Consider the following 11,806-nt stretch of genomic DNA (forward strand, 5'->3'; position numbering starts at 1 on the left):
AGAGTGTAAAGGCATAAGCCAGCTTGACTGTGAGACAGACAAGTCGAACAGAGACGAAAGTCGGGCTTAGTGATCCGGCGGTTCCGAATGGAAGGGCCGTCGCTCAAAGGATAAAAGGTACGCCGGGGATAACAGGCTGATCGCCGCCAAGAGTCCACATCGACGCGGCGGTTTGGCACCTCGATGTCGGCTCATCGCATCCTGGGGCTGAAGAAGGTCCCAAGGGTTCGGCTGTTCGCCGATTAAAGCGGTACGTGAGCTGGGTTTAGAACGTCGCGAGACAGTTCGGTCCCTATCTGGTGTGGGCGTTGGAAGTTTGACGGAGGCTGACCCTAGTACGAGAGGACCGGGTTGGACCAACCTCTGGTGTACCTGTTGTTGCGCCTAGCAGCACCGCAGGGTAGCTAAGTTGGGTATAGATAAGCGCTGAAAGCATATAAGTGCGAAGCTAGTCCGGAGATGAGACTTCCCAATCAGGTTGGTAGAAGACTACTACGTTGATAGGCGAGAGGTGTAAGTGCAGTAATGCATTCAGCTGACTCGTACTAATAACCGATCGGCTTAACCACAAAATTTGTCGAATATGAACTAACCCCGATGGGGTCAACACTTTCGGTGGCCATATCGCGGAGGACACACCCGTTCCCATTCCGAACACGGAAGTTAAGCTCCGTAGAGTTGATGATACTGCGTGGGCAACTGCGTGGGAAAGTAGATAGCTGCCGGATCCATGGGCGAGGCCTAACCAGCCTCGCCCTCTTTGCATTTGGCTAGCAAAGAAAGCATCAAATGTATCTGATGCTGGTTGCCTTGCCTGCGAACCTTGACGTGCGCCGTCATGCGCGTGGCAACCTTCTCGCCCTCTACAATTTGGTCATTGACTTCAAATGAGTCCTCGTCATAAATGAAAGGGTTGTGAAAGTGCAGGATGCTCTGTCGGAATCCTTCAAGGTCGCGGTCACCTGCGGATGCGTGACCGACGTAGTTCGGAGCGAGCACCTCATCCAGCGCGGATAAGTTGCCGGCTGCATAGATATTGACCAACCTACGAAACACCGCCTTCTTGGACTTGGGTGTGTCGTTCGCTGCTTGAGTGCTCACGGATCGCTCCTTGGAGAGTGCCCGCACATCGTAACGTTGGTAACACACGCTCATCGCCAATTCGCGCAGCATATGCCAATTCCAGACTACCAAGCCATAATGCTCCCATTGCTCCGGTTTGCCGGTGACGGCATAGAGCATTCGTTGCGCGACGCCATCGAGTCGCTGGCTGCCGAGTTCAAGCTTTCAGACGGGGAGCGACGCGAGCTGCTTACCAGCGACCAGCAAGAGGTTTTCGCCAATCGTGTAGGCTGGGCGCGCACCTACATGAAGAAGGCTGGTCTTTTGCGCTCGACGCGGCGAGGATTTTTCCAGATTACCGAGCGTGGACAAGCTGCCCTCGTACAGAAAGCAGCCCGGATAGACAGCAGGTTTCTCAACCAGTATCAGGAATTCAGAGCTTTTAGGGCATTGCGGAAGCTGCCCACCAACGGCGAGCCGGAAGATGATGAGCAGACGCGAACGCCGGAGGAGGCATTGGAGCGGGCCTACCAGAGTTTGCGCACTGACTTGGCCGCTGACCTCCTCACGCAAATCAAGCAGAATCCTCCGGCACTTTTCGAGCGTCTGGTCGTCGAGCTTCTCGTCAAGATGGGCTACGGCGGCAGCCGGAAGGATGCCGGACGGGCCATCGGGAAGAGCGGCGATGAGGGGATTGATGGCATCATCAAAGAGGACAAGCTCGGCTTGGACGTCATTTACATTCAGGCCAAGCGCTGGGAACATACGGTCGGCAGGCCCGAAATTCAGAAGTTTGCCGGAGCACTTCAGGGACAGCGAGCGCGGAAGGGCATTTTCATCACCACTTCCGATTTCTCGCGGGATGCACACGACTACGCTTCACGGATTGACAGCAAGATTGTGCTGATTGACGGCGAGCAACTTGCTCAGATGTTGATTGACCACAACGTCGGCGTCGCCGTCATCGCCAATTACGAGATCAAGCGAGTGGACTTAGATTACTTCACCGAACCCTGAGGCCTAACAAGCGTGCTGCACGAACCAGGGCCACGCCAGTTGCCACCTCGGGCGCGATTGGGTGCCCGCGTCGGTGAGCTTGGTCGTTCGGCCCCATAGAGTGGAGCGTTGTATGACATCTTCCGCTGCAACGCTGCCATCGCTGTACTCACAACATCGAGTCCAGTAGTCGCAAAAAACGCCCCTATGATCCGCGCTGTTTGAACAATCCGTAGTGCCAGTCATCCCGATAGCCGATGGCTTGATGAAGAAGCAAACCTCCCACGGCCGGTCTTTCAAGCCTTGTGATCGGTAGGATATAAACAATCGCCGCGCCTCGTCCCATCGTTGTTTTGGTTTTGCTCGGAACATCTCACTGCGCTGATTGCCTACCGTGGGTTCCCTCCACAAGTTCGACCTGCACACGCACATTTTGCCGCCGCGCTGGGAAAACCTGCGTGACAAGTATGGCTACCCTGGCTTCCCGCGACTGGAATATGTCAACTCGACCTGTGCGCGGATCATGATTGATGATCGCTTTTTCCGTGAAGTGCAGGAAAATTGCTGGAACCCAGAGGCCCGTATCAAGGACTGCCAGGCGCAGGGCGTCACGATGCAGGCGCTCTCAACCGTTCCCGTGATGTTCAGTTACTGGGCCAAGCCCGCCGATGCCTACGATCTGGCGCGCTTTCTCAACGACCACATTGCCGAAGTCGTCGCCCGTCACCCGGCGTACTTTGTGGGGTTGGGGACGCTCCCGATGCAGTCGCCCGAACTCGCTATCCGGGAACTGGAACGGTGCACGCAAGACCTTGGTTTTGCCGGCGTCGAGATCGGTACGCACATCAACGATTGGAATCTGGACGCCGCCGAGCTATTTCCCTTCTTCCAACGCGCCGCCGAACTCGGCGCAGCCCTGTTTGTCCATCCCTGGGAAATGGTCGGCCGCGAACGCATGCCAAACTACTTTTTGCCCTGGCTTGTCGGGATGCCAGCCGAAACATCACTGGCGATCTGTTCGATGATCTTCGGCGGCGTGCTGGAGCGCCTGCCCCGGCTGCGCTGCTGTTTTGCCCATGGCGGCGGCGCGTTCCCTTTTACGTTGGGGCGCATCACGAAAGGATGGGCCGCGCGACCGGATTTGTGCCAGCTCAACATTACGCAGCCGCCACGTACCTACCTGCCGCAAATGTACGTGGATTCACTCGTTCACGATGCCGATGCCCTGCGCTACATCATCAAGGTCTTCGGCATGACGCGCGTCGTGCTCGGCAGTGATTATCCCTTTCCACTCGGAGAAGATGAACCCGGACAGCTCATCTGCGCGATTGATGAGTTCTCCGATGATGATCGGATGCGCCTGCTGTGGAAGAATGCCGTTGAGTTTCTTGGGTTGGAGTCCGGCCACGACTGGGGCGATGACGCCGCACTCGCCTGAAACCGCGCCTGAAACGGTGACACCGACCTGTCCGGGCAGCGTCACCGATCCAGGACTGGCAATAGTAACGACGCCGGCTTCAAGCGGACTGGTTCAGACCCAACCAGTCCTGGGGTGTAAAAAAGGTCATGGCCTCGGCTTCACGCGAGCCGGGCAATGGGCGATGGTCATAAACCCACTTTGCCAGCGGCGGCAGTGACATCAAGATTGATTCGGTGCGTCCGCGAGTTTCAAGTCCAAAGACTGTCCCGCGGTCATACACAAGGTTGAACTCGACGTACCGCCCGCGCCGAATGAGTTGGAATTCGCGCTCGGCATCGCCGTACGGTTCTGCCTGCCGCCGCTCAACAATCGGTAGGTAGGCCGGCAGAAACGCCTTTCCGGCCGTCTGGACGAAGGCAAAGACAGTCTCCAGGTCGGTTTGCTCGTCGGCCTTGAGGTAGTCGAAGAAAATTCCACTCACACCACGGGTCTCATTCCGGTGCGGGAGAAAGAAGTATTCATCGCACCACTGCTTGAAGCGCGGATAGTAGTCTGGATGATGCTGGTCACAGGCGGCCTTGAGCGTCTGGTGGAAGTGAACGGCGTCTTCCCGGTACGGGTAGTAGGGCGTCAGGTCCGCGCCGCCGCCAAACCAGGCGCTGCTGCCTTGTTCAAGGTAGCGAAAGTTGGCATGCACGGTTGGCACCATCGGGCTCCGTGGATGAATAACCAGCGAAATACCGGTTGCGTAAAACGTTCGCTCTTCACCCGGCATCATCCGGGCTGCCAATTTTTCAGGCATGAGTCCGTGAACAGACGAAAAGTTGACGCCGCCCTTTTCAAAAATCCGGCCGTCCGCCATCACGCGGGTACGTCCGCCACCACCGCCTTCCCGTTCCCAGAGGTCTTCGTGAAACTTGGCGGCACCGTCGAGCTGGTCGAGTGCCGCGCAAATGTCATCCTGTAGGGACTTGAAGAAAGCTTCTGCCCGCTCGCGTAAGGTGGCGCTTGCGGTTACGGGCGCGCCACTTGGTTTCAACTCCGTAGCTATCATTCCAAATCAATCCTTTCCCCGTTGAGGTGCGACTCCTTCTTTTGCCAAGCTACACCACGCGCTAGGCTTACGTCAGACGAAAATCACGCGCCGAACAGGTTTTACGACAACCCCTTATGTTTGACCTTGAAACACAAGCTGCCGCCCCACCCACCACCGCCCGCCGAACCATGCTGCTCATCGTGGCCGTGACGTTCTGTCTGGTGTCCGTGGCCGTCGGATTGGTGATGTGGTGGGAAAAAAACAGCCGTGAAACGGCTGCCATCAAAATGGCCGAGGGCATGCTGCGAGCCGGAGCACCGGAATTTGATGACTACCTCCGGCGCGAAGGCGTCAGCCTGGTGACATTGGATCGCCTGGTGATCAATGGCGAAACCAGTGACCGCTACGAATATGTCTGCCGCATCGAAAATCGCGGTGACCGGACCCTTACCGGCCTTGAGCTACGGGTGTATTTGATTGATATGGAAGAAAAAACCATCGCGGAAAAGCTTGCCTATCCGCTGGCCGCTCAAAACGTCAAGCAACTTGCGCCAGGGCAATCCATCACGGCTCGCCCAACCATGACTGGCGTCAAAACGCCGGAGAGTGAAGTCCGCGACTTCTTCTGCGTCATCAACGGACTGCGCTTCGCCAAGCCATGATGATGCCACACACTGATAGCTGGCAGCCGGAAGTCGTGGTGATTGGCTCTGGGATTGGCGGTCTTGCCACGGCGGCGCGCTTGGCGCGGCAGGGCGTCCGGGTCTTGGTGCTGGAGCAGCACAGCGTACCGGGCGGCAGCGCATCGTACTTCACCCGCGCCGGGTACCGTTTCGACGTTGGCGCGTCATTGCTTTATGGGCTGGGCACGGAAGGCACCATCAACTTCGTGGCGGAAGCCTTGGCCGAAGTCGGAGAAGCCGTCGAGACGCAGCGCGATGACGTGCAGATTCACTACCACCTGCCGGATGGGATGGAAATTCGTGCGCACTATGACCGTGAGCAGTTTCTTGATGAGTTGACCGGCTATTTCCCACACGAACGCGCCGGCATCCGCGCTTTCTATGACGCCGCCATGGCGGCGTACCGAGTCATGGCCCGGGTGCCGCTGATCGCGCTCGATGACGTGCCGGGGCTTGTCCGGGGCGTGGCCACGGCCCCGTTTGACGCCCTGCGCATGAGCCAGGCAGCGTTGACCACGCTTGGCGATCTGGCGCGCCGGCATATCCGGGATGTGCGTCTGCGGCGGTTCATTGACATCGAGACCTTTTGCTGGGCGCTGACCGGCGCGAGCGCAACGCCGCTGGTGAATGCCGCGCTGGTCTTCGGCGACCGTCATGTGAACGGCGTGCGCTACCCGATGGGCGGGTGTAGCGTCATTGCGGAGAAACTGGCCGCCGGCATCGAGCGCCACGGTGGACGGGTTCGCTACGGGAGCCGCGTGAGCGCCGGCATCCTCGACCGTGGGCGCGTCCACGGCGTCAAGCTGGCGACCGGCGAAGACATCACAGCCCGCGCCGTCGTCTCAAACGCAACGCTGTGGGATACCTTCGGACGACTTTTCCGCCAGCATCCACTGGCCGGCGTGACGTTTCGAGAGCAGTCGTTGCGTTATGCCCAGGCCGATAGCTTCACGAGCTTGTTTGGCGGCGTCGCGGTGGCAAACCTGCCATGCGAAACGGTTGTCCACCACATTGTCGTCAATGACTGGGAAGCCTACGACCGGCCGCGTGGCATGCTGTTTGTCTCGCTGCCATCACTACACGATGCAAGTCTTGCTCCGCCGGGCTACCATAATGTCCATGCTTTCATGGTGGATCGCTATGATGACTGGTCGGCGCTGACGCAGGCCGGCGCCAATGGCGGTGGCCTGCGCCGGACGCCGGCCTACCGCGCTGCGAAGGAAACCGCTGCACAGCACATGCTCCAGATGCTTGAGCGGGTCATTCCAAATGCTGTGGAAACAGTGAATGTCGTGTCGGTTGGGACGCCACTGACCAATGAACGCTACTTGGCGCGTTCCCGTGGCACGTACGGCCCGCTTTTGCGGCGGGGTCCAGACGTGCTGCTCAAGCCGCAGGGTGGCTCGCTGATTCGCGGACTGTACTGCGCCGGCGATAGCTGTTTTCCAGGGCAAGGGGTGCCCTCGGTGGCGGCGTCGGGCTTGAGTTGCGCCAGCCGCATCCTCCGAGCGTGGTAAAACCTGAGCATCGGTTTGATTGTGTCCGACCGGATGAAGCGATAATGTGCGCGCTTGGAAGTTGCTTCGCGCCTCGAATTTTTCAACGAAAGCCATGCCGCCATGAAATTCGGTGTTGTCGTTTTCCCCGGTTCCAACTGCGACCACGACACCTATCACGTCATCAGCAAGCTCATCGGGCAGCCGGTGCGCTTTGTGTGGCACGCCGAAACCTCGGTTGCCGACTGTGATGTGGTGATTTTGCCCGGCGGATTTTCCTACGGTGACTATTTGCGCTGTGGAGCGATCGCAAGCTGCTCGCCGGTGATGCGTGCCGTGCGAGAGCATGCGGCTGGGGGGGGGTACGTGATTGGTATCTGCAACGGCTTTCAAATCCTGTGTGAAACCGGACTCCTGCCGGGCGTCTTGCTGCGCAATGTCAGCTTGCGCTTTTGCTGCGACTTGGTGCGCGTGCGGGTGGAACGTGCTGACACCGCGTTTACGCGCGCCTACGCCGCCGGTGAAGTCGTTACCCTGCCCATCGCGCACGGCGAGGGAAACTACTATTGCACGCCGGAGGACCTGGCCCAACTGGAGGCCGATGGGCGAGTACTGTTTCGATACGTGGACGCCCACGGCGCGCCAACTACGGCCGCCAATCCCAACGGGTCGCTGCACAATATCGCCGGTATCCTCAACGCCGAAGGCAACGTCCTGGGCTTGATGCCCCACCCTGAACGAGCCTGTGAAGAATCGCTCGGCAGCGGTGATGGCTTGCGGTTCTTCCAGTCGCTGATGCTCACGCTGCACGATGCCGAACGGCGACGCCGGGCCGGGGCTATGGCGACAATTTCAAGCTGATGTCCGCCGCTTTGACGCTGTGGGTCAACGCCCCGACTGAAATGAGGTTAGCTCCGGCTTCGGCATAGGCGCGAACGGTGTCGAGCGCCATGTTGCCGGATACCTCGATGAGGGTTTGGCGTCCGGGTGGCTCAAGTTCGCGGACGAGCGCTACGCACTCGCGCACTTGGTCCACGGTCATGTTGTCAAGCAAGATAACGTCCGCCCCTTCCGAAACGGCTTCGCGGGCTTGGTCGAGCGTACTGACCTCGACTTCAATTTTGAGCAAGTGTGAGGCGTTTTTCTTCGCCCGGCGCAACGCCGGCTCGATGCCGCCGGCCAGCGCAATGTGGTTGTCCTTGATGAGAATCCCATCATCGAGGCCAAAGCGGTGGTTGTGGCCGCCACCGACGTGAACGGCATATTTGTCGAGCAGGCGCAGCCCCGGCGCGGTTTTGCGCGTGTCGGCAATGACGGCTTCCGTTCCCTCGATGGCCTGGACGAAAGCGCGGGTCAGGGTGGCAATCCCGGACATCCGCTGGAGCAGATTCAGCGCCACCCGCTCTCCGGCCAGCAGCATGTGCGCCGGCCCGACAATGCGCGCAATCTCCTTGCCGGCGGGTACGGTGTCGCCATCCAGGTAGAAGGTCTGGATTTGAATTTCAGGGTCAAACCACTGAAACACCATTTCAGCGACTTCAAGGCCCGCAAGCGTCAGGTCTTGCTTGGCCAGAAAACGCCCACGGGCTTTGACGTCCTGGGTCAAAATGGCGTCAGTCGTGACGTCGCCGCGTCCCAGGTCTTCAGCGAGAAACTGCGAAATCAGGTTTTCAATAGCAATTGGGTCAAGTCGCATCGTGTCTTCTATGGGAATCTGTGGGATAGTCACGGGACAGCCAGGCGACGGTTGCTTGCGATAGCCTGCCCGCGCATAATTGCGCACTTCGCCTGAAAATCAAATGGAAGTGGAGGCAATGTGACGTGGAATTCTCGGTCGCTAAAGCTGATTTACTCAAGGAACTCGCCTTTCTCAACAATGTCGTCGAAAAGAAAACCACCATCCCGATCTTATCCAACCTGCTAATTACTGGGGCGTCAGGGGGGCAGCTTTCCCTGGCCGGGACAGACCTCGATGCGACACTCAAGACTTCCTGCCCGGCAACGATCAAGCAGGGTGGTACGATCCTTCTCCCGGCCCGGCGGTTGTTTGACATCGCGCGCAATCTCCCCGATGCCGACATTCATTTCAAGAGCGACGGCAGCGGCAACATGAACCTTACCTGTGAACGCTCGCGGTTTCGACTTTTCAGCCCCACACCGGAAAACTACCCATCGCTGCCTGAAACACCGCCGTTGCCACTGGCGGTGTCAGCCGGGATTTTGCGGACGATGATTCCGCGCGTGCTCTTTGCGACCTCACAGGAAGAATCGCGCTACCAGCTCAACGGCGTCCAGGTTGCGGTCAATGGCCGGCTCCTCCGCATGGTAGCAACGGACGGCCACCGCTTGGCTTTCATCGAGAAACCAGACAGCCTTTCGGTGGGGGAAGCTGGCAAGCCCGTCAACCTCCTCATTCCAAAAAAGACCTTGGCTGAAGTCGCGCGGCTCGCCGCGGATGCTACCGATGCCGACATTGCCTTTGGTCAGGATGACCACCACGTGTTCTTCCAGGTTGGCGCGCGAACCTTTGCTTCGCGGCTACTGGCCGGGCAGTTTCCAAACTACGAAGGCGTCATGCCTAAAAGCAATGACAAGAGCATCGTCTTTGAAACCGACCGGCTGGTGGCGGCATTCAAGCGGGTTGGCGTTGTCGCGGACGAGACGACGCATGCGGTCAAGCTCCACACGGCGGAAGGCCGGGTCGAGATTACAGCGCAGTCGCCAGAATCGGGTGAAGCGGTTGAGACCCTCAGTGTGGATTATCCAGGCCCATCCATGACGATTGCGTTCAATGTGAGCTACATGATGGATTTCCTCACGGCTGCGCACAGCACCCAAACGCGGTTTGAGTTCAAGGATGAAATTTCACAGATCGAACTGCGCCCGGTGGATGGGGATGGCTATACCTACCGGTATGTGGTCATGCCGATGCGGGCCTGAGTTTGCCGCCGGCTAATCATCCACGCTGAGCAACAGGCTTTTCAGGTAACTTCCCTCTGGATGAAAAATGCTGACCGGGTGATCGAACGCTTGCCGGTGACGGTGCAGCACGCGGACTTGCCGCCCAGTCTCGCCAGCCGCTTGAAAGACAATCTGCCCGAACAGTTTTTCATCCACGAAATGGGAGCAAGAGCAGGTCAGAACGAGTCCGCCGGGCGCAACGTTGGCGATGGCGAGTCGGTTGAGGTCTTTGTAGGCCCGTCCGGCGCGCAGCACATCCTCTTTTTTGCGCGCAAAAGCGGGTGGGTCGAGAATGATGACATCAAAGGCCCCAGTATCCGTTGTCCGCAGATAAGCAAACATATCAGCCTCGATGAAGTCGTCCAGTGCGGTGGAAAAGCCGTTCAGGGAAACGTTGGCCTGTGCCAGCTTGAGCGCCCCATCTGAGCTATCCACGGAAACTACCTGCCTTGCCCCGCCGCGCCGCGCGTAAACCGAAAACCCACCGGTGTAAGCAAATCCATTGAGAATGCGCCGGCCCGCCGACAGTGTTTCAAGCAGGGCGCGCATGTCCCGCTGGTCGAGAAACAGCCCGGTTTTCTGCCCACGCTTGATGTCAACGTGAAAGCGTAGTCCGTTTTCAGTGACAATCAGGGGACCGAAGTCGCGTCCGTGAAGCAGTCCGACAACATCGGTCAATCCCTCTTCGTAACGCGCGGCCACGTCGGATTTTTCGTAAACGGCGCGTGGCTTGACCAGTTCAACCAGGGTTTCGAGCACGAGCGGCTTGAGACGCTCCATGCCGAGCGTCGAAATTTGAACCACCAGCACATCGGCATACTGATCCACGATGAGGCCCGGCAGGTTATCACCTTCGCTGTTGACGAGCCGGACGGCGTTGGTTTGGTCTGGGTTGAAGTGCCGGTGACGGAGCGCAACGGCGCGCGCGAGGTGTTCCCGAATGGCAGCGTGCGGCTCGGTATCTCCAAACGAGACCATGCGCGCTGCCAGTGAGCACCGGCGATTGACGTAAGCATAGCCAAGGTGATCGCCGTTGTCCGCGACGACGGCCGCGAGTCCACCGGCTTCAAGGCAGTTGGGCCAGTCCGCGATGGCCCCGGAGAAAATCCAGGGGTGACGGTTGCGGACGGATTTATCCCGATTGACGCGCAATCGAAGGGCTGGGAACAGGGTGGTTTGGGTACGCTGGGTTGGTTGGTTGACGTTCGGCATTCGGGCGCGCTCCACGGGAACTGCTGGTTAGATTCGGCGTTTCTCAGTTAGCATACTTGGGCCGTTACGCCTTGTGGACCAACCCGTGCAAGCGCAAGGCGAGGAAGCCTCGACTAGAATGTACCTGTTGGGAGGGAAGTTATGAACGATTATCGCTATGATCAGTTCGACCGGCAGTCGCCACCAGCTTATGGTTTTGGCAGCACGCTGGCCGCGGCCGATGCCACCCTGGCCGCGCGCATGGGCTTTATCCGCAAGGTGTATGCGCTGTTTCTCGGCGGTATCTTCTGCGCCATCGCTGGCGTGGTGACCGCCATCGTGACCGGAATCTGGATGGCGATTGTCCAGTACTACTGGCTGGCGCTGCTTTTGCTCATTGGCTCGGTGTTCGCGGTAAGTGCCGTTCGCCGCGTCCGGGGCGTCAACTTGGCGGCGCTCTTTGCTTTTACCTTCTTTGAGGGCTTACTGATCTCGCCGCTCATCCTGTTTGCGCTCGGACGCAATCCGCTGTCGCTTCTGGCGGCGGGCGGGCTGGCGGTGGCGGCCTTTGGTGGGCTGACGGCGTACACGTTCGTCACTCGCAAGGATTTCAGCTTCCTGGGCGGTTTTCTTTTCACCGGTCTGATCGTCATTCTGATTGCTTCACTCATCGGTATTTTCGTTGGGTCAAGCGTGCTGTCACTGGCGATTTCTTCAGGCGCGGTGCTGCTGTTTGCCGGCTATGTGCTCTATGACACATCAAGCATCATGCGCGACCTGCCGACGGATGAATATGTAGCTGGTGCGTTGAGCTTGTTCCTGGATTTCTTTGGCATGTTCATTCACCTGCTCAACATCTTCAACATCCTGGGTGGGGACGAATAGTCCCGCCAGTTGCTGCTGCTGGTGAAACCGAGGCTGCCCTTCGGCGGCCTCGGTTTTCTTTTTTGGGCGTGCGCGG

General features: G+C 58.8%; 11 protein-coding genes and 2 rRNA genes (1 of these 13 only partly in view). 9 read left to right on the top strand and 4 right to left on the bottom strand.

The window, feature by feature from the left end; translation table 11 throughout:
* Together J8C06_RS00415 and rrf are read left to right on the top strand one after the other, a co-directional pair.
* Positions 1-569, top strand: a 23S ribosomal RNA gene (locus J8C06_RS00415) (it extends 2,314 nt beyond the left edge of the window).
* Between the two features lie 42 nt (positions 570-611).
* Positions 612-728: ribosomal RNA gene (gene rrf, locus J8C06_RS00420) — 5S ribosomal RNA — on the top strand.
* A 13-nt stretch (positions 729-741) separates the two neighbouring features.
* On the opposite strand, the gene J8C06_RS00425 is transcribed toward rrf, so the two are convergent.
* Complete coding sequence (locus J8C06_RS00425; RefSeq protein WP_246602044.1) at positions 742-1,242, bottom strand: nuclear transport factor 2 family protein; 501 nt, start codon at positions 1,240-1,242, stop codon at positions 742-744.
* A gap of 3 nt (positions 1,243-1,245) precedes the next feature.
* Between J8C06_RS00425 and J8C06_RS00430 the strand changes: the two genes are divergently transcribed.
* Positions 1,246-2,079, top strand: coding sequence for a restriction endonuclease (locus J8C06_RS00430; protein WP_455423703.1), 834 nt, complete (start codon positions 1,246-1,248; stop codon positions 2,077-2,079).
* A 373-nt stretch (positions 2,080-2,452) separates the two neighbouring features.
* Positions 2,453-3,496, top strand: a complete 1,044-nt coding sequence (locus J8C06_RS00435) for an amidohydrolase family protein (RefSeq protein WP_211428841.1) — start codon at positions 2,453-2,455, stop codon at positions 3,494-3,496.
* Between the two features lie 79 nt (positions 3,497-3,575).
* Here the strand turns inward: J8C06_RS00435 and hemF are convergent, their stop codons facing one another.
* Positions 3,576-4,532, bottom strand: coding sequence for an oxygen-dependent coproporphyrinogen oxidase (gene hemF, locus J8C06_RS00440; protein WP_211428842.1), 957 nt, complete (start codon positions 4,530-4,532; stop codon positions 3,576-3,578).
* A 116-nt stretch (positions 4,533-4,648) separates the two neighbouring features.
* Between hemF and J8C06_RS00445 the strand changes: the two genes are divergently transcribed.
* From J8C06_RS00445 to purQ, 3 genes are read left to right on the top strand one after another with little or no spacing between them, the layout of a single operon-like run.
* Positions 4,649-5,176, top strand: a complete 528-nt coding sequence (locus J8C06_RS00445; protein ID WP_211428843.1) for a hypothetical protein — start codon at positions 4,649-4,651, stop codon at positions 5,174-5,176.
* Positions 5,173-6,714 (top strand): FAD-dependent oxidoreductase, encoded by a 1,542-nt coding sequence (locus J8C06_RS00450; protein WP_211428844.1) that lies wholly within the window; start codon positions 5,173-5,175, stop codon positions 6,712-6,714. The genes J8C06_RS00445 and J8C06_RS00450 overlap by 4 nt, the downstream gene beginning before the upstream one ends.
* A 54-nt stretch (positions 6,715-6,768) precedes the next feature.
* On the top strand, positions 6,769-7,554 hold the full coding sequence (gene purQ / locus J8C06_RS00455) for a phosphoribosylformylglycinamidine synthase subunit PurQ (protein ID WP_455423704.1): 786 nt from the start codon (positions 6,769-6,771) through the stop codon (positions 7,552-7,554).
* Here the strand turns inward: purQ and nadC are convergent.
* On the bottom strand, positions 7,532-8,389 hold the full coding sequence (gene nadC / locus J8C06_RS00460) for a carboxylating nicotinate-nucleotide diphosphorylase (RefSeq protein ID WP_211428845.1): 858 nt from the start codon (positions 8,387-8,389) through the stop codon (positions 7,532-7,534). The two genes, purQ and nadC, sit on opposite strands and share 23 nt — an antisense overlap.
* A gap of 125 nt (positions 8,390-8,514) precedes the next feature.
* Here nadC and dnaN point away from each other — a divergent pair, with 125 nt between their 5' ends.
* Entirely contained in the window at positions 8,515-9,633 is a 1,119-nt protein-coding gene (gene dnaN / locus J8C06_RS00465; RefSeq protein ID WP_211428846.1) for a DNA polymerase III subunit beta, read from the top strand.
* Positions 9,634-9,645: 12 nt separating this feature from the next.
* Here the strand turns inward: dnaN and J8C06_RS00470 are convergent, their stop codons facing one another.
* Positions 9,646-10,866, bottom strand: a complete 1,221-nt coding sequence (locus J8C06_RS00470) for a class I SAM-dependent rRNA methyltransferase (protein WP_211428847.1) — start codon at positions 10,864-10,866, stop codon at positions 9,646-9,648.
* A gap of 141 nt (positions 10,867-11,007) precedes the next feature.
* Between J8C06_RS00470 and J8C06_RS00475 the strand changes: the two genes are divergently transcribed.
* Positions 11,008-11,730, top strand: a complete 723-nt coding sequence (locus tag J8C06_RS00475) for a Bax inhibitor-1/YccA family protein (protein ID WP_211428848.1) — start codon at positions 11,008-11,010, stop codon at positions 11,728-11,730.
* Positions 11,731-11,806 lie beyond the last annotated feature (76 nt).

This window comes from Chloracidobacterium validum, assembly GCF_018304825.1.
GTDB classification, from domain to species: domain Bacteria; phylum Acidobacteriota; class Blastocatellia; order Chloracidobacteriales; family Chloracidobacteriaceae; genus Chloracidobacterium; species Chloracidobacterium validum.